The organism is Rhizobium sp. 01N424, from assembly GCF_056399485.1.
In genome coordinates this window covers 407,279-426,130 of sequence record NZ_JBFTRK010000001.1, presented here as the reverse complement: position 1 = coordinate 426,130, position 18,852 = coordinate 407,279, and the positions used below count along the sequence as shown (strand labels likewise).

Sequence of the window (18,852 nt, the reverse complement as noted above, 5' to 3'; positions counted from 1 at the left end):
GCCGGGGGATTCGTGAGCATTCAGCGGGACAGCGCGCCCTATTTCAGCCAGTGGGAAACGGCTGACATGACGTTGCCCGTACTTGCCGAGGGCTCTACGGCGCTATTGCGCGATCCGCTCTGGCAACGGTCGGGCGCGGAGACTGTAGAGGAATACGCGCGCTGGGCCATCAACGTCTGCGGCATGGCCTGCCTGAAGATGGTGCTGGCCGCCCGCGGAGAGATCCACCCGACGCTGGCATTGGCGCGGGCCTGCACCGCCTATGGCGGCTATGTCGTCAACGAGCTCGACGCCTCGATCAAGGGGCTGATCTATGCGCCCTTCGTAACCTATGTGCGCGAGAATTTCGGACTCATCGCCGAGACGATGACCGGCGTTCAGACATCAGCTATCCCGGCGCTTCTGGCGGAACGGCCGTTCTTCATCGCCTCCGTCCATAGCGGCATTCGCTGGCCGGACCGCATGCCGCCGTCAAAGGGCGGACACTTGGTTCTGGTCACGGCGGCCTCGCCGGAGACGGTCCGCTTCCACAATCCATCCGGTCACGATGCCGCGAGCCAGGCCGACGCTACGCTGCCGCTTGCCGTCTTCGACCGCTTCTTCGCCAATCGCGGCATCGCCGTCGGCTTTTGACCATTTCAACACCAGATCATTCCGGAGGTTTTCATGACATCTTCCCGCGGCAAGCTGCGCATCGCCGTGCTCTTCGGCGGCCGCTCGGCGGAACATGACGTTTCGGTGCTATCAGCAACGAACGTGATGCGGGCGCTGGAGCCTTCGAAATACGAGGCGGTTCCTGTTTTCGTCACCCACGAGGGCCAATGGCTGCTCAGCCGTTTCGAGAATGGAAACCTGACCAAGCCTCTCAGCGGCACCGAGCTGGCGCTTGTGCCGGGCGGATTTGGACGGATGATCGCGATTGACGCAGGCAAGATGAGCGATGCCGGCAAGATCGACATTCTGTTTCCGGTGCTTCACGGGATCCATGGCGAGGACGGATCGGTACAGGGACTGGCCGAGGTCGCCCGCGTGCCGCTGGTGGGCTGTGGAATCCTTGGCTCGGCAACGGCCCTCGACAAGGATATCGCCAAGCAGCTGCTGCGCGCATCTGGCTTGCCGGTTGCCCGGGCGGTGACCATCCATGAGGGAAAGGCACCCGCATTCGGCGACCTCGAAGGCGAACTTGGCCTGCCACTGTTCATCAAACCGGCGCGGCAGGGTTCGTCGGTCGGTGTCCGCAAGGTTTCCGGCAGCCAGGAATTCGGCCCCGCGCTCGCCGAAGGCTTCAAGCATGACCGGAAGCTGCTCGCCGAAGAATTCATCCGCGGCCGCGAGATCGAATGCAGTGTGCTTGAAGACACCAAGGGCGGGCTCTTCGTTTCGCGCCCCGGCGAGATCATCCCGGCCGAAAGCCATGGCTTCTACAGCTACGATGCCAAATATATCGACGAGGACGGCGCGGCACTGAAAGTTCCTGCGGAGCTGCCGCCGGAGATCGAGGCAAAGATCCGCGAGACCGCGGCACTCGCCTTCCGCGCGCTTGGCTGCGACGGCATGGCTCGCGTCGATTTCTTCCTGACCGAAGACACGACCTTCCTGATCAACGAGGTGAACACGATCCCCGGTTTCACCGATATCAGCATGTATTCGAAGGCGATGGCGGCAAGCGGCGTCAGCTATCCCGAGGTCATCGACCGGCTTGTCGAACATGGGCTGGCACGGGCCGGTCTCTAGGCAAGAGATGGTCTTTACTCGGCGCCACAGACAGGTGCCGGGCAAGAAAACATCAGGACTTCGCGAAGGCCTGTCATAAATCCTGAAAAAAGCCGGATTATTCGGGAGTTATCGCCGCGGAATGTGCGGAACGGATGTCGTTTCTCGAAAGCCTCTGGCAACGATTTCCAAGTATGATGCGCCATTCGAATAGGACAAGCGCGTCTGCCCGGCGGGGGCAGTGAGTAATCGGGGTCGGTTGTGGCAATTTATCTGCCCATCGCAGAGTTGTCGGTGAACATCTTCATCATTCTTGGCATGGGCGCCGCGGTCGGCTTCCTGTCGGGCATGTTTGGCGTTGGCGGAGGCTTCCTGATCACGCCGCTGTTGATCTTCTACAACATCCCGCCCGTCGTTGCCGTCGCCACCGGCGCCAACCAGGTCGTGGCATCGTCGATCTCCGGCGCGATCACGCATTTCCGGCGCGGCACGCTCGATGTCAAACTGGGATCGGTGCTGCTGATCGGCGGCCTTTCCGGCGCGACCGTCGGTATCTGGATTTTCTCGCTCTTGCGCCGTCTCGGCCAGCTCGACCTGTTCATCTCCCTGCTTTACGTCGTGTTTCTCGGCACCGTCGGCGGGCTGATGCTGCTCGAAAGCGTCAACGCCATGCGCCGCGCGGCCAAGAACGAGGCGCCGGCGCCGCGTAAACCCGGGCATCATCACTGGGTTCATCGCCTGCCCTTCAAGGTGCGCTTCAAGAAATCGAAGATCTATCTCAGCGTCATCCCGGTGATCGCGCTCGGCTTCGGGATCGGCATCCTGACATCCGTCATGGGTGTCGGCGGCGGCTTCATCATGGTTCCGGCGATGATCTATCTGCTGCGTATCCCCACGAATGTCGTCGTCGGCACCTCGCTGTTCCAGATCATCTTCGTCACCGCCTACACGACGATCGTGCAGGCTGCGACGAACTTTTCCGTCGATATCGTACTGGCCTTCATCCTGATGGTCGCAGGCGTGATCGGCGCGCAATATGGCGTGCGGGTCGGCCAGAAGCTGCGCGGCGAACAGCTGCGCGCCCTTCTCGGCCTGCTGGTTCTTGCCGTTGGTATTCGTCTGGCGATTTCGCTGGTCGTCACACCCGCCGATATCTACTCGATCGTGATGGGAGGCAATTGATGCGCTGCCTTCCAGCCTTCGCCCTGTTGCTCGCCCTCCTCCTGCCCGGCCTCGCATCTGCACAGATGCTGCTGCCCGGGCAGAATTCCGAGAGCTCCCGCGAAGGCCTGGAGATCGGCACCTCGACCAGCGAAATCGCCATCACCTCCGATTTCCGCGGTGCGGACCTGACGATCTTCGGCGCCGTCACCGAGACCGACCAGCTACTGCTGGCCGTCGGGCAATATGACGTGGTCGTCGTTCTGGAGGGGCCGCGGGAGAACGCCACGGTGCGCAAGAAGCAACGCGTCTTCGGCATCTGGATCAACACCAGTTCGATGACCTTCGAGGCCGTGCCGCATTCCTACTCGATGTCGAGTTCACGGGCGATCGATGATGTCACGACGCCGCTCGACCTCACCGACGAGGGGATCGGCATCGACCACATTCCGCTGACGCCGGTCGGCTATGTCGGCGATGGCAGCAGTCTGGGCGAATTCCGCGAATCCTTCCGCCGCCTGCAGCAGAGCGGCGGCCTCTATGAGCGCGATCCCTCGGGGGTCCGCTTCGTCAGCTCCAACCTCTTCAAGGCGAGCCTGCGGCTTCCGGCCAACATTCCGAACGGTGTGCATACGGTGCGCGCCTACCTGTTCAAGAGCGGAAAGCTGGTGACGCAGAAATCCGTGCCGCTGCGCGTCATCAAAACCGGCATCGAGCAGATGATCACCGATGCAGCGCACGAGAAGCCGATCCTTTACGGTGCCTTCTCCGTGTTCCTGGCGCTGATCACAGGCTGGCTGGCCAGCATCGTCTTCCGCAAGGACTGATCAGGCGCTTTTCTTCCGCGCGACGACCTCGAGATAGGCTTCTGTCAGCCGCCCGAGGACCGAAGGCGTTCCCGGTGGAAGCTCCATGCCGAGATGCTTGGCGCGCAGCTCATCCATGAAATCGTTCCACAGCTGCGCCCCACCATTTTCCAGCAGTTCGGCGCGGATCGCCAGCTCCTCTGAAACAGGCATGTGCTTTCGCCCCCAGGCGCCCATCTGCGCCAACAAGGGCACGAGATCGATCGACATTTCGGTGAGGCTAAAGACCGACTTCTGCTTGTGGCTCGGATCGTCTTCCTTCGTAAGCAACCCTCTGTCGACGAGACGGCGAAGGCGGTCTGCCAGGATGTTCGAGGCGATCCCCTCGACCGAATTCTGCAGCAGCTCGCGAAAATGGCGGCGATTGCCGAACATGATGTCGCGGATGACGATCAGGCTCCATCTGTCGCCGAGGACCTCGAGCGTCAGATTGATCGGGCAACCCGAGCGGTGCAACTCATTCATTCCCAGCCCCCAAAACCGATTGCATTTTGCCGGTGGTTTACCCCGTGCTCAACCGGTTGCTTTTCGCAATCGGTTTTGACTATGATAGATTTAGACGTTCAAAGGGAGGAAATGCAAATGCGCAAGCTCGTTGTCTGGAATCTGATGACGCTTGATGGCTATTTCGAGGGCACGAAGCCCTGGGATATCGGCTTCCATACGCTGGTCTGGGGGCCGGAACTGGAAGCCTATTCGGAGCAGTTCGGCAAGGAAGGCGACCTGCTGGTCTTCGGCCGCAAGACCTACGAGGGCATGGCCGCCTATTGGACGACGACCGAAGACGAAGACAATATCAAGCCCTATATGAACAGCATCGCCAAGATCGCCGTTTCCCGCACCCTGACCGAAGCGACCTGGAACAACACGCGCCTCGTCAGCGAGCCGGTTGCCGAGCTCACCAAGCTGAAACAGCAGGATGGCAAGACGATCTTCATCTTCGGCAGCGCCGAACTCGCCGACGGAATGCTGAAGGCCGGGCTGGTCGATGAAATCCGCATCTGCCTCGTGCCGGTCATTCTCGGCAGCGGCAATCCCCATTTCAAGCCCGCCAGCGAACAGCGCGCCCTGACGCTTATCGAGAGCACGGCGACCAAGAACGGCGGCCTTATTCTGCGCTACGAGGTGCCGAAAGCGGCTTAAGTTTCGTTGATGTTGTGGCCGAGAAGGCGGGTGTCACTAAGCAGCCGAACAGCTGACTCTTACGCCCGCCGATCTGTGCTTCGATAGAATAGGCCATTTCAGCCTGTTTCACTCCCGCCACGCAGCCGGCTTCTGGCTGGAGGCGGTTCTGTGGCTGCGGGATGGCGCCAATCCCTGGCCGCGCCAGCGCGCCCACATCCCGCCTTTTGAGGGACACAACTTCGCCTTTGAATAAAAACCGGTCTTTAAGATTTACGAGTTAGTAATCTCTCGAAACGAGAGGTTCAGTTTTGCGTATCCGTACACTTCTCGCCCTGGTGCTGCTGGCACTTGTTGCCGGCTGTGCGACGGCGCCCCGTCAGACACGAAATATTTGCGCGGTCTTCGACCAGCGCGATGGGCTGTTCACCAACTGGCAGCGCGAGGCCGAGCGCGCCGAGAAGAAATACGGCATTCCGGTGCCGATCCTGATGGCGACGATGTATGTGGAATCGGGCTTCCAGCCGAACGCCCGTCCGCCGCGCACGAAACTCTTCGGCTTCATTCCCTGGACGCGGCAATCGACCGCCTATGGATATTCCCAGGCGCTTGACGGCACCTGGAGCCATTACCAGTCCGAAACAGGTAACTGGACCGGCCGCCGCACCAACTTCGCCGACGCGATCGATTTCATCGCCTGGTACCACTACAGCAACAGTCAGGCGACCGGCATCCAGCGCAACGACGCCTACAATCTCTATCTCGCCTATTACTCCGGTCCGACCGGATACAAGCGCGGCGACTGGCGCTCGAACGGCCAGCTGCAGAGGACGGCGCAGAAGTTTGCGAATATGGCCGCGACCTATCAGCAGCAGCTGAATGGGTGCGATTGAGGCGCGAGCTTAGCCGCGCAGGTTTCCGAACCTGACGGAATAGATGCGGTCGCGGCCCAGAAGATGGGCGACCAGCGATGCGTGATCGAACAGGCCCCTCATCGCCTTGTGACCGATATCGAGGCCGCCGCTCATCACGCCGAAGGCGGGCATCAGCAGGCGCGAACCATCCGTGGCAAAGCAGGGACGGCGGATCGATTTTTCGCGGCGGCGGACGGTGGCGGCCGGATGCAGGTGACCGGCGATTTCGCCCTGCTGCAATCCGCCCTTCGGCTCATGCCGGAAGGTAAGACCGCCATAGTGGATCTCGTCGGTTGAGATGCCGGGCAGATCGACGGTCCCGTCGGGGTCATGGTTGCCGTTGATCCATATCCATTCACGGCCGCGAGCCATATCCGAGATCAGCATGCGGAAGGGTTCCGGCAGGTGCTGCGAGCCGACGCGGTCATGGAAATTGTCGCCAAGCGAGACGACGATGTTCGGGTTATAGCGGGTGATGACGGCCGAGAGGACGGTGAGCGTCGCCAGCGTGTCGTAGGGCGGCAGCATCATGCCGCGGCGGGCGAAAGCGGCTCCCTTCTCCAGATGCAGGTCGGAGACGACGAGCAGGCTTGATTCTGGCAGGTAGAGAGCGCCCAGCGGATCGCAGACGGCGGCAACGCCTGCAACCGACGTTTCCACGCCGGGCATCGGGACCAGTCCGTTGAGTTCGCGCGCCAGCGCCAGGCGGTTCATTGCGGTCTTCTATCCTAAATCTTCAGGTCATCGCCTCGGCGATGAGGTCGTCTGCCGCTTCGGCCAGCAGCGCATCATGGGCTTCGCCCGGCACCGCCTCCTTGCCGATCTCGAGCATGACGGGCACGGCGAGCGGCGAGATATGGTCCAGCGCACGATGCGTGATGTGACCCTTGATTCGTCTCAGCATATCGCCAAGCCGGGAAATATCCAAAAGCCCTGTGCCCGCGTCCTGCCTGGTCGCCTGCAGCAGGATGTGATCAGGCTCGTGACTGCGCAGCACGTCATAGATCAGATCCGCGGAGACGGTGACCTGTCTGCCGCTCTTTTCCTTGCCTGGATGACGGCGCTCGATCAAGCCTGCGATCACGGCGCAATTGCGGAAGGTGCGCTTCAAAAGAAAGGATTCGTTGAGCCATTCCTCCAGATCGTCACCGAGCATGTCCTCATCGAAGAGATCGGCGAGGCTTAGGCGGCCGTTCTGGATCATCTGGCCCATATCCTCCAAACCCCAGATGCCGAGCGAATAATCGGTACAGACGAAGCCGAGCGGCTTGGCACCTGCCCGCTCCAGCCGCCGTGTGAGCAGCATGCCGAGCGTCTGGTGCGCCAGGCGCCCTTCGAAGGGATAGGCGACCATGTAGCAGCGGCTGCCGCGCGGAAAGGTTTCGATCAGCAGCTCGTCGCGCTTCGGCAGCATCGACTTGTCCTTCTGCAGCGACAGCCAGTCGCGCACTTGATCCGGCAGATGGTGCCACCGGTCAGGATCGGCGATCATCGAACGGACCTGATCGGCCAGATAGGTCGAGAGCGGGAACTTGCCGCCAGCGTAGGATGGGATCTTGGGATCGAGGGAGAAGGCCTGCGAGGCGAGCGCCTCGCTTTCGCGGATGCCTTCGAAGCGCAGCACCTTGCCGGAGAAGATGAAGGTATCGCCCGGCGACAGCTGCTCGAAGAAATACTCCTCCATCTTGCCGAGCACCGCGCCGCCACGGCCGATACGGCCGCCCTCGCCGCGCTTGACCATCTTCAGGTTCAGCATCGGGCTCTCGACGATGGTACCGAGATTGAGCCGGTATTGCTGGGCGACCTGCGGATTGGAGACGCGCCAGAGACCGTCGCTGGTTTTGCGGATGCGGGCGTAGCGCTCATAGGTGCGCAGCGCGTAGCCGCCGGTGGCGACGAAATCGACGATCTGCTCGAATGTTTCCCAGGGCAGATCGGCATAGGGGGACGCGGTGCGGATCTCATCGTAGAGCTGCAGCATGTCGAACGGCTCGGCGCAGGCCATGCCGAGCACGTGCTGGGCCAGCACATCCAGCGCGCCACGGCCAACCGGCGGGGTGTCCTGCGCACCGATGTAATTCGCATCGAGCGCCGCCTGGCACTCCATGACCTCGAAGCGGTTGGCAGGGACGAGGATCGCCTTTGACGGTTCGTCCATCCGGTGGTTGGCGCGGCCGATGCGTTGTGCGAGACGCGAGGCGCCCTTGGGAGCACCGACATGGATGACGAGATCGACGTCGCCCCAGTCGATGCCGAGATCGAGCGTCGAGGTGGCGACGACGGCGCGCAGCTTATTGGCGGCCATCGCCGCTTCCACCTTGCGCCGCTGGCTGACATCGAGCGAACCGTGATGCAGGGCGATCGGCAGGTTGTCCTCGTTGATCGTCCAGAGTTCCTGGAATAGCATTTCGGCCTGCGAGCGGGTGTTGACGAAGAGCAGCGTCGTCTGGTGATCGAGAAGCTGTTTATAGACATCCGGAATGGCATATTTCGCGGAGTGACCCGACCAGGGAATGCGCTCCTCCGTCTTCAGGATCGAGATATCCGGCTTCGCGCCGCCTTCGACGGTGACGAGACCGGCATGTCTCTCCTCGCCCTCTTCCTGGGCCACCAGCCATTTCTGCAGGTCCATCGGCTCGGCGACCGTGGCGGAAAGACCGATGGTCTGCAGGTTGGGGGCGAGCCTGCGGAGCCTGGCGATGCCGAGGGAGAGCATGTGGCCGCGCTTGGAGGTGACGAGCGAGTGCAACTCGTCCAGCACGATATATTTCAGGTCCTTGAAGAAGCGTTCGGCTTCCTTGTTGGCTAGCAGCAGCGCCACCTGCTCCGGCGTCGTCAGCAGGATATCGGGCGGGTTGAGCTTCTGGCGCTGGCGCTTGGCATTCGGCGTGTCGCCGGTGCGGTTTTCGATGCTGACAGGCAGGCCCATCTCTTCGACCGGCTTGGTCAGGTTGCGCTCGATATCGACGGCGAGCGCCTTCAACGGCGAGACATACAGCGTATGGATGCCGGTGAAGGCCGAGCCTGGCGGGATCTTGCCGCGGCGGGTCAGATCGGTCAGCGCCGGCAGGAAGCCGGCGAGCGTCTTGCCGGCGCCCGTTGGGGCGATCAGCAGCGTGCTTTCGCCGGCTTCGGAGCGCGCCAGCAATTCCAGCTGATGTTTGCGCGGCCGCCAGCCCTTTTCCGCAAACCAGCGGAGAAAAGGGGCAGGCAGGGCAAGGCTGCTATCGGTATCGACTTGGTCCACGCCATAAAGGTAGTGAAATCAGGCCGAAAGAGAAGAGCGCGATCTCACATCGCGATATAGCGGTCCTTGCGGTGATTGATGGCGAGCGTGAGGTTCAGGACCACCGCGCCAAGCACCGAGCAGGCGATGATGAACGGGCTGGCGACGAAGAAGGACAGCGCCAGAATGATGCCGTCGAAGCCAAGCTGCACGAGGCCTGCCCGCCAGCCGAAACGATCCTGGATATAGAGCGCCAGAATGCCGACGCCGCCCAGGCTGGCGCGATGGCGGAAGAGCGCCAGCATGCCCGCGCCGATGACCAGGCCGCCGAAGAGGGCACCGGCGATCGGATCGACATGCGAAAGACTGATGAAGCGAGGCGCAACCTCGGACAGTGCCGAGGTCATGGCGATCGCAATAAAGGTCTTGACCGTGAAGGCAGGCCCGAGGCGGCGAAAGGCGAGATAATAGAAGGGCAGGTTTACGGCGAAGAAGCAGAGGCCGAAGCTCCAGCCGGTGGCGTAATGCAACAGGAAGGCCATGCCGGCCGTGCCGCCCGTCAGAAGGCCGGCGCCTGAAAGCAGCGAGACGCCGAGCACCGCAAGCATGCTTCCGGCAACCAGGCCCTGGGCATCGTCAAGGAGCGAGTGGCGGTCTGCCGAAGAGTTCAAGACGCCTGTGAATGCCATTATTTTCCCCCTCCCGGTTTGGCTCTTTCTATCCTGACGGAGCCACTTGGCAAGATGTCCCAGTCAGCGATCTGCATTTTCGCCGCATTGCTGGAGCGGCCTGACGGCTGACACAGAAGAGAGACAGAAGATGCCGACACGCCGCTCGATCCTTACCGCCATCGGCGCCCTCGCCCTTCTTCCCCGGATATCGAGAGCGGAAGCCGCGGCTCCCGCCAGCCTGACGCTGTGGCCGGGTTCTCCTCCGGGCGGCGGTGGCTCTTCCGGCGATGTGCGGCAGAATTCCAAGGGGGCGGTCAGCAACATCGCCATCCCAAAGATCGATGTCTTTGCGCCAGAGACACCCAATGGGACGGCCTTCCTGATCGCGGCGGGCGGCGGCTACAAGCGCATCGAGATGCAGAGCGAGGCGCTACCGGCCGCGCAGTGGCTGAACGACCGCGGCATCACCGCCTTCGTGCTTTCCTACCGGCTTCCGGCCGAAGGCTGGGAGGCCGGGCCACTGGCGCCGCTGCAGGACGCGCAGCGGGCGCTGCGGCTGATCCGGGCGAATGCCGGAACCTTCCAGATCAACCCTGACCGCCTCGGCGTCCTCGGCTTTTCAGCGGGCGCCCACCTTCTCGGTCTGGCGGCAACGCGATCGGCTTTCGCTTCCTACGAGCCGATCGATGCGGCCGACAGGCCTTCGGCGCGGCCGGATCTTGCGGCATTGATCTATCCCGTCATCACCCTGAAACCGCCCTTCGATCATACCTCGACGCGAAAGGTGCTGATCGGCAGCGATCCGGGTGCAGCCCTTACTTCGGAGTGGTCGGTGGAAGATCATGTGAAGGCCCATTGCCCGCCGGTTTTCCTCGTGCAGGCGCAAGACGATCCGATTTCCGATCCGCAGAATACGCTGATCATGCAAGCCGCCTGCGAGAAGGCAGGTGTGCCGGTCGAGCTGCACCGGCTGGCGAGTGGCGGCCATGGCTTCGGCATGGGCGTGCCGAGCACCGATACGGCGGCATGGCCGGGCTATTTCTCGACCTGGCTCGACAAGCAAATCCCGCCTCGCGGCTGAAATTTGCTCCCGTTTAACAACACGCTTGACTCCCGTGATAATCATGGATATTTTTTATCCATGAATTGAGGAGGCGACTTCGATGAAACTCAGCGACGGTGTCGAGCAGGCCATTCATTGCGTAGCGGTGCTTGCCGGCCTTTCTGCCGAAGGCGTGCTCTCGGCCGCCGCACTCGCCGAATATCACGGCGTTTCGACGAGCTATCTCCTGAAGCATCTGCAGGCGCTTTCGGGTGCCGGGCTGCTGAGCACCGTGCCGGGGCCGAAAGGCGGGTACCGGCTGGCGAAAAAGCCCGATGCTATTTCGCTGCTTGATATCGTGCTGGCGGTAGAAGGCCCGGCGCCCGCCTTCCGCTGCAGCGAAATCCGCCAGCGCGGGCCGAACCCGCTGCCGCAGCGCTATTTCACCAAGCCGTGCCAGGTCACGGCGGCGATGCTGAAAGCCGAGCGCGCCTATCGCGCCGAACTCGCCAAGACAAAGATCACAGACATTCTGGCGGACCTTGCCGCCGATGATGACGGAGGCATCGCCGCCCGCGGCTGCGCCTTCATGGACTTGAACGAACGCAAAGCGGCTCGATGAGCCTTACCCCCAAAGGAGAATGACGATGCAACCCCGTTTCAATTTCGCCAAAGCTGCCCCTGATGCTTACAAGGCCGTCGCTGCATTGGAGCAGTATGTCCAGACCTCAGGTCTCGAGCGCCGCTTCATCCACCTGATCAAGCTGCGCGCCTCACAGATCAACGGCTGCGCCTATTGTGTCGACATGCATGTGAAGGAAGCGCGCCACGACGGTCTCTCGGAACAGTGGATCAACCTTATGTGCGTCTGGCGTGAATCGCCGGTCTATGATGCCAGGGAACGTGCGCTGCTCGGCTGGGTCGATGCTGTCACGAACATCGCTTCGACCGGCGCTCCGGATGCCGATTACGAAGCGCTGAAGGCGCATTTCGACGAAGAAGAAATCACCAAGATTACCGTGGCGATCGGCGCGATCAATGTCTGGAACCTTCCGGGCACAGCACCCGATCGACCAGCCGGCAAAGGCTGCCTGAGGCTACGAGCCCCTCTCTCCAAACGGGGAGAGGGGTTCATTCATCAATTCGTCTTGGGTGCGGTCTGGACCGGCCGTTCGGCGGAGGGATCGACGCTGTTGAAGACCTGGCGGAGGGTCTGGGAGATTTCCTCGGCTGAGGCACCCTTCGCGTATTCTTCCTTCATGCGGCGTCTGACAAGCTTTTCCAGTTCTGACATATCGTCACCTCATCATTTCCGGCGCGAGGTCATTTTCGCGCTGCAGCATGGATGAGGCAAGTTACGATTTGTTCACGCGCGCTCACAGCGCGATGTAGCGATCGGCGCGATGGTTGATCGTCAGAAACAGATTGAGCACCACCGCGCCCAGCACCGAATAGAAGACGACCGGCGGCGTGGTGACGAAGAAGGCCGCCGCCAGCACGCACATATCGATAGCGAGCTGAACGAGACCGGCGCGGATGCCGAAACGCTCCTGCATATAGATACCGAGAATGCCGACGCCGCCGAGGCTGGCGCGGTGGCGGTAAAGCGCCAGAAGGCCGAAGCCGAGCAGCAGGCCGCCGAGAAGGGCCGCCCATGCGGGCTGGATCGTGGCGATCGCCATGACCTTCGGCTGCAGGCTTGTCAGCGCCGAGGTGAGGCCGATGGCGATGAAGGTCTTCAGCGTGAAGGCGATGCCGAGACGCTTCCAGGAGAGATAGAAGAACGGCACATTCAGGAAGAAGAAGGCCAAGCCGAAATTGATACCGAACGCGTAGTGGAGCAGGAAGGCGATCCCCGCGGTACTGCCGGTCAGAAGGCCGGCGCTGGCGAGAACGTAAAGGCCGAGCGCGGAGACGAGGCTGCCGGTGAAGATGCCCTGGACATCTTCGACTGCCGTGTGACGCGTGGCGCTGGTGTTCCAGAAACCGAGGGCACTGATGAGCTGGGTCATGTCGCTAATCTCCAAACGGCAGACGAGTTCAAGAGCGCCGGAGACACTCCTGCGCGATGGATTTGCTATGATGAGAGAGCCGGGGCGTTCCTGCTTTCGATCGCGGCGCCGGTCGGCTGATGGCGGAATTATTGGGCTTTTCGCACTTGCGAGCAAGCGAAATATGTAAGCAATGCTGACCTATTTGAAATTCGCAAGATTTATGCGCTCACTTCCCCCGGCGCGTAAGGAACAGAATACCGGAAACCGGTTTTCCGCCATCTTTGCGAATGGTGGTTTTCTCGATTTTCAGCACGTCGAAGCCATGGCGAGCGCAGAGAGCTCGGACATAGGTTTCCGTGTGGGCATAGCGCAGCGAAGGCGCCAGATGAAAGCCATCGCCCTCGCCTGCATCCTCGACGGAAAAGGCGAAGTCGCCGCCCGGCGCGGAAAGCCGTTCCGCGATCAGGAAGACGCTTTCGAGATTGCCGAGATACATCAGCACGTCGGCCGCGGTGATCAGGTCAGCGCGGGTTTCGCTTCTGCCTGAAAAGACGCCGGATCTTTCAGGGGAGAGCGAGAGATCGGCCTGAGCGAGATGATCGTAGATCCCCTTCTCTTCCGCTTTGGCCAGCATGTTCTGCGAGAGATCATAGCCCTCAAGCGCATCGACAGCTTCGCGGATCTCCGGCCCGAGGAGACCCGTGCCGCAGCCGAGATCGACGGCCAGCGCATAGCGGCGGCCGGTGGATGCCACGAGGGCCGCCAGCTTCTGCGGGACTGAATAGTCGAGCTTTTCGACAAGCGATGTCTCGAAACGACCGGCATAGTCGTCGAAGAGACGCTCGACATAGCGGCTCGGCGGCTGGTCCGGTGTGGCCGCTTCGCCGAGAAGCGCGAGCTTGAGGCCTGCGCCGAAGATATCCTCGGGGTCGAGCGCGAGGGTCTGCCTGTAGCCATCGGCAGCGCCGGCCGCGTTGCCGGCCTTTTCGCGATAGGTCGCCAGCCGATACCAGCCGGCCGCCCAGGAAGGCGTCAGCTCCAGGGCCTGCTCCATGAGTTCCGCCGCAGCCTCCGGCTCACCGCCCTCATCGAGCATCTTGGCATAATCGGCGCGGCGGTCGGCAATGACGTCGCCTGAAGAGAGCTGGCTCTGCTGCATAATGGGACCTTTTGAGTGCTCGCGCATTTGGCGGTGGCCACAAAAAAACTCAAGTCCTATTTCAGAGGCGGGGCGGACAGCTCTGGAAAAGGCTTGCGAGCAATGATTCGCGACCGTATCTCAGGGCAAACAGGAGATGTGAATGTCCGATCAGGTGAACAAGTTTCTCGGCGACTCGCTCGGCCGAACTTTGGTGAAGCTCTTGGTGGTTTCGCTGATCGTCGGCTTCGTGATGACGATCTTCGGCTGGACGCCCTATGAAATCGTCTACGGCATTCGCGATTTCATCCGGGAAATCTGGTATCGCGGCTTCTCGGCCCTCGGCCGCGTCGGCGATTATCTCTTGCTCGGCGCCACGATCGTCATTCCGATCTTCATCATCATCCGTCTCTTCAACTATCGCCGCTGATCATGAGCTTCACAATCGTTTCCCGGCGCGGGTTGCTGCGCCTCTCAGGCCTTGCACTTGTCGCGGGCGTTGCAAGCTGCACCACCACACCGAAGATGTCGTCGACGCCCTCGGACGGTCAGGATGAGACGGCGGCCGCTCTGCCGCTCGTCAACCAGCTGCGTGCCAAGAACGGCCTGCCGCCGCTCAGCATCGACCCGGCGGCAAGTGCTGCAGCGATCTTCCAGGCGAAGCGCATGGCGAGCGCCGGCAAGATGGCGCATCTCATGGGCATGTCCGACAGTTTTGGCGCCCGTGTGAAGGCGAGCGGCGTGCAGCTTCCGGCGGCCGAGAATATCGGCGTCGGCCAGAAGTCTGTCGATGGCATCGTTCAGGCGTGGATCAACTCGCCGCATCATCTGGAAAACATGCTCGGCCGCTATAGCGGCGTCGGCGTTGCCGTCGCGCATAATGCATCTTCCAACAACTGGCCCTATTGGGCCATGGTGCTCTCGAACTGAGGCGATTCTGCCTCCCGTTTCGAGGCAGGCATGAGCAGGACTGAAGACCACCCCCCATTGGCATTCGACGTGACGCACCGGCTGGTGCTGTCGATTGCCATCCCGATGACCCTTGGCTTCATGACGACGCCGTTGCTCGGCCTTGTCGATACCGGCGTCGTCGGCCATATGGGCCAACCCGACGCGCTTGCCGGTCTTGCCATCGGCGCCATGCTGTTCGACCTCCTCCTCGGCAGCTTCAACTTTCTCCGCGCCTCAACGACCGGCCTGACTGCGCAGGCGCTTGGTCGGCGTGATCTGCGGGAGCAGCAGGGCGTGTTCTGGCGGGCGATGATTTCGGCGATCGGCTGCGGCGTATTGTTGCTCTGTCTGTCCCCGCTGCTTCTGGCAGCGGGACTGAAGCTGATGGGGCCGGAAGCGGCCGTGGCGCAAGCGACCAGCACCTATTTCTCGATCCGCATCCTGGCGGCGCCTGCCGCGCTGGCAAACTATGCCATTCTCGGCTTCGTCCTCGGACGCGGCCAGGGCACGATCGGGCTTTCGCTGCAAATCCTCATCAACGGCATCAACATCGTACTCGCCATCTATCTCGGTCTGGAGCTTGAATGGGGTGTCGCAGGCGTTGCCTGGGGCACGATGGTGGGCGAGACGATTGGCGCGCTCGCCGGTCTGGCAATCGTGTTGCGCAGCTTCATAGGAAGTCAGCGCCCGCAACGTGCCGAAATCCTGTCGCGGCACCGGCTGGCAGAGCTCTTCGCGCTCAACCGCGATATCCTGATCCGCACCTTCGTGCTGATCGGCTCCTTCGCCATCATGACCCGCATCGGCACCAGCTTCGGCGCTGTGACGCTGGCGGCCAATGCGGTGCTGATGAACTTCTTTCTACTGTCCGGCTATTATCTCGATGGCCTTGCCAATGCTGCCGAGCAGATCACCGGCCGGGCAATCGGCGCAGCCCACCGTCCGGCCTTCGATCGCGGCCTGAAGCTGACGGCGATCTGGTCGTTCGGACTTGCGGCCGCCGTTTCGGCGTTCTTCTTTGCCGCCGGGCCGTGGCTGATCTCGGTGCTGACCACCTCCCCCGATGTTCGCGAGGCGGCCAACACCTATATGCCCTGGGCGGCGATCACAGGTCTCACCGGCGCGCTGGCGTTTCTGATGGACGGGGTCTTCATCGGCGCGACTTGGTCCTCAGACATGCGCAATCGCATGCTGATGTCCTTCGCCGGATACCTGGCGGCGCTGGCGGTCTTCGTACCACTGTTCGGCAATCACGGACTCTGGCTCGCGATGAACGCCTTCCTGCTGTTTCGCGGCATCTTCCTGGCGATGCTTGTGAAACCGCGGGCCGATCAGACCTTCGCGGCAGCCCAGTGATCGAGCCTGCTGTCGCGCAGCTCGCGGATCGACGAGACCTTCTCGCGGTCAACGAGCTTCGAGAGACCGCGGATGATGTCGGCAGCCAGACCCGGGCCTTCATAGACCATGCAGGAATAGAGCTGCACGAGATCGGCACCTGCCTTGATCTTCTCAAGCGCGGTTTCCGCCGAGGACACGCCGCCGACGCCGATGATCGGCAGGGACGGACCGACGCGCTTGCGCATCCGCGCGAGAACCACCGTCGATTTGGCAAAGAGCGGTGCGCCCGAAAGGCCGCCAGCCTCCTTCGCTTGCCGCTGATCCTTCAGGCCATCGCGAGCGAGCGTCGTGTTGGACACGATCAGGCCATCTAGCGCATGCGCCAGGGCTTCGGCGGCGATATCGTCCATGCCCTCTTCCGTCAGATCAGGCGCGATCTTCAGGAAAACCGGCACGCGACGGCCAGCCTTCTTCGCTTCCTCGTCGCGAGCGGCAAGCACGGCGGACAGAAGTGCCGCAAGGCTTTCGCGCGCCTGCAGATCGCGCAGGCCTGGCGTGTTGGGCGAGGAGATATTCGCGGTGAAATAGCGGGCGACGGAATAGAAGCGGCGGATGCCGGTGACGTAATCGCCGATCCGGTCTTCGCTATCCTTGTTGGCGCCGATGTTGACGCCGATGATGCCATCGCCGCGGATCCCCGAGAGGCGCTGGAAGGCCGCCTCGTGGCCTTCGTTGTTGAAGCCGAGGCGGTTGATGACGCCATTGTCTTCGACCAGGCGGAAGATGCGCGGGCGCGGATTGCCAGATTGCGGCTTGGGCGTCACCGTGCCGATTTCGGTGAAGCCGAAGCCGAGCCTCAGCAGGGCTTCCGGCACTTCGGCGTTCTTATCGTAACCGGCTGCCATGCCGAGCGGATTGGCGAATGTCAGGCCGGCGACCGTTTGTGCGAGCCGCGGATCGGCGGGAATGCGGCAAGCCGGCACGAGACCGGATTTCAGCCCGGCGATCGACATGCCATGCGCCGTTTCCGGATCGAAGAGGAAGAGGCCCTTGCGGGTGGCCTGCTTGAAAAGGTCCATCATCAGATAAGCTCCGGAAAGATGTGATTACCTGCCTCATCGAGCAGCAGCGGCTTCTCCCAGATCACCGCCGAAAGCGGCAGCTCGCCATAGAGATGCGGGAAGAGATCACCGCCGCGCGAGGCTTCGAAGATCAGCTTGTCGCCGAGCCTTGCACTGTCGATCGCAACGAGCATCAGCCCCGTCTGCCCTGCAAAATAGAGCGCCGCCGTCTGGCGTGCCTGGGCGGCGGTCGAGAGGTGAATGAAACCGTCGTTGAGATCGATACCGGCGCCGCGGAAGACGCCTGCTTCCCGCGCCTGCTGCCAGAGCATTTCCGTCACGATCTTGTAAACGGCCGGTGTCACGGTCATGATGGCCTCACGAATGGCTGATCCTGGTTGCCAGCGCTTTGCCGCAAAGAGACGGCGATGTCCACGGCCCGCAGGCGAAAAACGACAGCCGCATCGAAAATCCGGAGGATGATCTGATGAAGACGATCGCAATCGGACTTGCAGCCTTGCTTATCCCCGCCGCACTTTCTGCCGCCGAACCTGACGCGTCGCGTTTCCAGCTGGAGCGTAGCGGCGACCATTTCATCCGTCTCGACAAGCAGACCGGCGCGATGTCGCTTTGCGAGGAGAAGGAGGGATCGCTTGTCTGCCGTATGGCCGCCGATGAGCGGGCCGCCTACGAGGATGAACTCGACCGGCTCTCAGAGCGCGTCGGCGCGCTCGAGAACAAGAGCATCGTCAACAAGGCGCTTCCCTCGGATGCCGAGATCGACCGCTCGATCAGCATCATGGAAAGGATGATGAAGAGCTTCATGGGCGTCGTGAAGCAATTCCAGGAGGATGAGAAGACGGCGCCCCTTCCGCAAAAGACCTGATTTGATATAGTCATATAAGAATGGAGACATGTGTGGCGCCCGCCGCCGCATTTGGGAGGACTGGATCGGCTCTTGGGAGGGAGTGATCGATGCACGAACAGACGATCATCATTGCGGACGATCACCCGCTTTTCCGGGATGCGCTGCGTCAGGCCGTATCCGGCATGGACGGGCAGCAAACCATCATCGAGGCCGGTGATTTCAGCGCGGCGCGTGCTGCCGCCGGCGATCATCCCGATGCCGACCTGATGCTGCTCGATCTGGCCATGCCGGGGGTCAGCGGATTTTCCGGTCTTATGTCGCTGCGTTCGGAATTTGCCAGCCTGCCGATCGTCATCATCTCGGCCACCGACGACGCGACGACGATCCGCCGGGCGCTGGAACTCGGCGCTTCGGGCTTCATTTCCAAGTCGTCAGGCATCGAGGATATCCGCCGTGGCATCCAGACGGTACTGGCCGGCGATATCGCCACACCTGAAAATTACCGCGACGGGCAGGAACAGGATCCTGACGTTGCCGATCTGATCCACCGCCTGCATACGCTGACGCCGCAGCAGAGCCGCGTTCTGACCATGCTCGGCGAAGGCCTGCTCAACAAGCAGATCGCCTATGAACTCGGCGTCTCCGAAGCGACGATCAAGGCGCATGTTTCGGCTATTCTGCTGAAGCTCAATGTCGATAGCCGTACCCAGGCAGTGATCCAGCTCGGCAAGATCAACATGGCGATGGTCGCCTGATCCAAAACAGGATTTTATTCCTCTTTGCTCTT

22 protein-coding genes and 1 pseudogene are annotated in these 18,852 nt (G+C 61.9%); 14 read left to right on the top strand and 9 right to left on the bottom strand.

Annotation, left to right across the window (positions count from 1 at the left end):
- The first annotated feature begins 18 nt into the window (after nt 1–18).
- From AC1DNK_RS02210 to AC1DNK_RS02195, 4 genes are all read left to right on the top strand, one after another.
- Complete coding sequence (locus AC1DNK_RS02210; RefSeq protein ID WP_477939861.1) at nt 19–633, top strand: C39 family peptidase; 615 nt, start codon at nt 19–21, stop codon at nt 631–633.
- A 33-nt stretch (nt 634–666) separates the two neighbouring features.
- Nucleotides 667–1,734 carry a D-alanine--D-alanine ligase family protein gene (locus tag AC1DNK_RS02205; protein WP_477939103.1) on the top strand — a complete coding sequence of 356 codons (1,068 nt, stop codon included), beginning with the start codon at nt 667–669 and terminating at the stop codon, nt 1,732–1,734.
- Between the two features lie 240 nt (nt 1,735–1,974).
- Nucleotides 1,975–2,895 (top strand): sulfite exporter TauE/SafE family protein, encoded by a 921-nt coding sequence (locus AC1DNK_RS02200; protein ID WP_112387518.1) that lies wholly within the window; start codon nt 1,975–1,977, stop codon nt 2,893–2,895.
- Nucleotides 2,895–3,701: a TIGR02186 family protein gene (locus AC1DNK_RS02195; RefSeq protein ID WP_112514007.1), complete on the top strand. Its 807-nt coding sequence runs from the start codon at nt 2,895–2,897 to the stop codon at nt 3,699–3,701. The genes AC1DNK_RS02200 and AC1DNK_RS02195 overlap by 1 nt, the downstream gene beginning before the upstream one ends.
- On the opposite strand, the gene AC1DNK_RS02190 is transcribed toward AC1DNK_RS02195, so the two are convergent.
- The gene (locus AC1DNK_RS02190) at nt 3,702–4,205 is read right to left on the bottom strand and encodes a winged helix-turn-helix transcriptional regulator (RefSeq protein WP_477939101.1); all 504 of its coding nucleotides are present in this window, start codon (nt 4,203–4,205) and stop codon (nt 3,702–3,704) included.
- A 117-nt stretch (nt 4,206–4,322) separates the two neighbouring features.
- Here AC1DNK_RS02190 and AC1DNK_RS02185 point away from each other — a divergent pair, with 117 nt between their 5' ends.
- Both AC1DNK_RS02185 and AC1DNK_RS02180 read left to right on the top strand, forming a co-directional pair.
- The gene (locus AC1DNK_RS02185; protein ID WP_477939099.1) at nt 4,323–4,883 is read left to right on the top strand and encodes a dihydrofolate reductase family protein; all 561 of its coding nucleotides are present in this window, start codon (nt 4,323–4,325) and stop codon (nt 4,881–4,883) included.
- A gap of 290 nt (nt 4,884–5,173) precedes the next feature.
- Nucleotides 5,174–5,755, top strand: coding sequence for a transglycosylase SLT domain-containing protein (locus tag AC1DNK_RS02180; protein ID WP_112514010.1), 582 nt, complete (start codon nt 5,174–5,176; stop codon nt 5,753–5,755).
- Between the two features lie 9 nt (nt 5,756–5,764).
- Here the strand turns inward: AC1DNK_RS02180 and pdeM are convergent, their stop codons facing one another.
- Genes pdeM through AC1DNK_RS02165 form a run of 3 tightly spaced genes read right to left on the bottom strand, consistent with a single transcriptional unit; the run spans nt 5,765 to nt 9,691 of the window.
- The gene (gene pdeM / locus AC1DNK_RS02175; RefSeq protein WP_477939098.1) at nt 5,765–6,490 is read right to left on the bottom strand and encodes a ligase-associated DNA damage response endonuclease PdeM; all 726 of its coding nucleotides are present in this window, start codon (nt 6,488–6,490) and stop codon (nt 5,765–5,767) included.
- Nucleotides 6,491–6,512: 22 nt separating this feature from the next.
- The gene (locus tag AC1DNK_RS02170) at nt 6,513–9,023 is read right to left on the bottom strand and encodes a ligase-associated DNA damage response DEXH box helicase (RefSeq protein WP_477939097.1); all 2,511 of its coding nucleotides are present in this window, start codon (nt 9,021–9,023) and stop codon (nt 6,513–6,515) included.
- Between the two features lie 44 nt (nt 9,024–9,067).
- Nucleotides 9,068–9,691, bottom strand: coding sequence for a YitT family protein (locus AC1DNK_RS02165; protein WP_112538576.1), 624 nt, complete (start codon nt 9,689–9,691; stop codon nt 9,068–9,070).
- A 130-nt stretch (nt 9,692–9,821) separates the two neighbouring features.
- On the opposite strand from AC1DNK_RS02165, the gene AC1DNK_RS02160 reads away from it, so the two are divergent.
- From AC1DNK_RS02160 to AC1DNK_RS02150, 3 genes and pseudogenes are all read left to right on the top strand, one after another.
- The gene (locus tag AC1DNK_RS02160; protein ID WP_477939096.1) at nt 9,822–10,754 is read left to right on the top strand and encodes an alpha/beta hydrolase; all 933 of its coding nucleotides are present in this window, start codon (nt 9,822–9,824) and stop codon (nt 10,752–10,754) included.
- Nucleotides 10,755–10,836: 82 nt separating this feature from the next.
- Entirely contained in the window at nt 10,837–11,337 is a 501-nt protein-coding gene (locus AC1DNK_RS02155) for an RrF2 family transcriptional regulator (RefSeq protein ID WP_477939095.1), read from the top strand.
- Between the two features lie 25 nt (nt 11,338–11,362).
- Nucleotides 11,363–11,810: pseudogene (locus AC1DNK_RS02150) on the top strand (carboxymuconolactone decarboxylase family protein).
- Between the two features lie 43 nt (nt 11,811–11,853).
- On the opposite strand, the gene AC1DNK_RS02145 reads toward AC1DNK_RS02150, so the two are convergent.
- From AC1DNK_RS02145 to AC1DNK_RS02135, 3 genes are all read right to left on the bottom strand, one after another.
- On the bottom strand, nt 11,854–12,009 hold the full coding sequence (locus AC1DNK_RS02145) for a hypothetical protein (protein ID WP_310293121.1): 156 nt from the start codon (nt 12,007–12,009) through the stop codon (nt 11,854–11,856).
- A gap of 82 nt (nt 12,010–12,091) precedes the next feature.
- On the bottom strand, nt 12,092–12,727 hold the full coding sequence (locus AC1DNK_RS02140; RefSeq protein ID WP_112387507.1) for a YitT family protein: 636 nt from the start codon (nt 12,725–12,727) through the stop codon (nt 12,092–12,094).
- 208 nt (nt 12,728–12,935) lie between these two features.
- A complete protein-coding gene (locus tag AC1DNK_RS02135) occupies nt 12,936–13,868 on the bottom strand; it encodes a class I SAM-dependent DNA methyltransferase (RefSeq protein WP_477939093.1) in 933 nt (310 codons plus the stop codon).
- 142 nt (nt 13,869–14,010) lie between these two features.
- On the opposite strand from AC1DNK_RS02135, the gene AC1DNK_RS02130 reads away from it, so the two are divergent.
- Genes AC1DNK_RS02130 through AC1DNK_RS02120 form a run of 3 tightly spaced genes read left to right on the top strand, consistent with a single transcriptional unit; the run spans nt 14,011 to nt 16,154 of the window.
- Complete coding sequence (locus AC1DNK_RS02130; RefSeq protein ID WP_112387506.1) at nt 14,011–14,277, top strand: DUF6460 domain-containing protein; 267 nt, start codon at nt 14,011–14,013, stop codon at nt 14,275–14,277.
- A gap of 2 nt (nt 14,278–14,279) precedes the next feature.
- The gene (locus AC1DNK_RS02125) at nt 14,280–14,777 is read left to right on the top strand and encodes a CAP domain-containing protein (protein WP_112387505.1); all 498 of its coding nucleotides are present in this window, start codon (nt 14,280–14,282) and stop codon (nt 14,775–14,777) included.
- Nucleotides 14,778–14,807: 30 nt separating this feature from the next.
- A complete protein-coding gene (locus tag AC1DNK_RS02120) occupies nt 14,808–16,154 on the top strand; it encodes an MATE family efflux transporter (protein ID WP_477939092.1) in 1,347 nt (448 codons plus the stop codon).
- Here AC1DNK_RS02120 and AC1DNK_RS02115 read toward each other — a convergent pair.
- Both AC1DNK_RS02115 and AC1DNK_RS02110 read right to left on the bottom strand, forming a co-directional pair.
- On the bottom strand, nt 16,130–17,218 hold the full coding sequence (locus AC1DNK_RS02115) for a quinone-dependent dihydroorotate dehydrogenase (protein ID WP_477939090.1): 1,089 nt from the start codon (nt 17,216–17,218) through the stop codon (nt 16,130–16,132). The two genes, AC1DNK_RS02120 and AC1DNK_RS02115, sit on opposite strands and share 25 nt — an antisense overlap.
- The gene (locus tag AC1DNK_RS02110; RefSeq protein WP_477939088.1) at nt 17,218–17,568 is read right to left on the bottom strand and encodes a DUF952 domain-containing protein; all 351 of its coding nucleotides are present in this window, start codon (nt 17,566–17,568) and stop codon (nt 17,218–17,220) included. The genes AC1DNK_RS02115 and AC1DNK_RS02110 overlap by 1 nt, the downstream gene beginning before the upstream one ends.
- 116 nt (nt 17,569–17,684) lie before the next feature.
- On the opposite strand from AC1DNK_RS02110, the gene AC1DNK_RS02105 reads away from it, so the two are divergent.
- Nucleotides 17,685–18,083: a hypothetical protein gene (locus AC1DNK_RS02105; protein ID WP_477939087.1), complete on the top strand. Its 399-nt coding sequence runs from the start codon at nt 17,685–17,687 to the stop codon at nt 18,081–18,083.
- A gap of 89 nt (nt 18,084–18,172) precedes the next feature.
- Nucleotides 18,173–18,820, top strand: coding sequence for a response regulator (locus AC1DNK_RS02100; protein ID WP_477939086.1), 648 nt, complete (start codon nt 18,173–18,175; stop codon nt 18,818–18,820).
- Nucleotides 18,821–18,852: the final 32 nt, after the last annotated feature.

Bases quoted from the DNA above. Each gene is read 5' to 3' on its own strand.
- AC1DNK_RS02205 (WP_477939103.1), top strand. From the start codon at position 667: ATGACATCTTCCCGCGGCAAGCTGCGCATCGCCGTGCTCTTCGGCGGC.
- AC1DNK_RS02195 (WP_112514007.1), top strand. From the start codon at position 2,895: ATGCGCTGCCTTCCAGCCTTCGCCCTGTTGCTCGCCCTCCTCCTGCCC.
- AC1DNK_RS02190 (WP_477939101.1), bottom strand. From the start codon at position 4,205: ATGAATGAGTTGCACCGCTCGGGTTGCCCGATCAATCTGACGCTCGAG.
- AC1DNK_RS02185 (WP_477939099.1), top strand. From the start codon at position 4,323: ATGCGCAAGCTCGTTGTCTGGAATCTGATGACGCTTGATGGCTATTTC.
- pdeM (WP_477939098.1), bottom strand. From the start codon at position 6,490: ATGAACCGCCTGGCGCTGGCGCGCGAACTCAACGGACTGGTCCCGATG.
- AC1DNK_RS02165 (WP_112538576.1), bottom strand. From the start codon at position 9,691: ATGGCATTCACAGGCGTCTTGAACTCTTCGGCAGACCGCCACTCGCTC.
- AC1DNK_RS02160 (WP_477939096.1), top strand. From the start codon at position 9,822: ATGCCGACACGCCGCTCGATCCTTACCGCCATCGGCGCCCTCGCCCTT.
- AC1DNK_RS02155 (WP_477939095.1), top strand. From the start codon at position 10,837: ATGAAACTCAGCGACGGTGTCGAGCAGGCCATTCATTGCGTAGCGGTG.
- AC1DNK_RS02145 (WP_310293121.1), bottom strand. From the start codon at position 12,009: ATGTCAGAACTGGAAAAGCTTGTCAGACGCCGCATGAAGGAAGAATAC.
- AC1DNK_RS02140 (WP_112387507.1), bottom strand. From the start codon at position 12,727: ATGACCCAGCTCATCAGTGCCCTCGGTTTCTGGAACACCAGCGCCACG.
- AC1DNK_RS02135 (WP_477939093.1), bottom strand. From the start codon at position 13,868: ATGCAGCAGAGCCAGCTCTCTTCAGGCGACGTCATTGCCGACCGCCGC.
- AC1DNK_RS02130 (WP_112387506.1), top strand. From the start codon at position 14,011: ATGTCCGATCAGGTGAACAAGTTTCTCGGCGACTCGCTCGGCCGAACT.
- AC1DNK_RS02125 (WP_112387505.1), top strand. From the start codon at position 14,280: ATGAGCTTCACAATCGTTTCCCGGCGCGGGTTGCTGCGCCTCTCAGGC.
- AC1DNK_RS02120 (WP_477939092.1), top strand. From the start codon at position 14,808: ATGAGCAGGACTGAAGACCACCCCCCATTGGCATTCGACGTGACGCAC.
- AC1DNK_RS02115 (WP_477939090.1), bottom strand. From the start codon at position 17,218: ATGATGGACCTTTTCAAGCAGGCCACCCGCAAGGGCCTCTTCCTCTTC.
- AC1DNK_RS02110 (WP_477939088.1), bottom strand. From the start codon at position 17,568: ATGACCGTGACACCGGCCGTTTACAAGATCGTGACGGAAATGCTCTGG.
- AC1DNK_RS02105 (WP_477939087.1), top strand. From the start codon at position 17,685: ATGAAGACGATCGCAATCGGACTTGCAGCCTTGCTTATCCCCGCCGCA.
- AC1DNK_RS02100 (WP_477939086.1), top strand. From the start codon at position 18,173: ATGCACGAACAGACGATCATCATTGCGGACGATCACCCGCTTTTCCGG.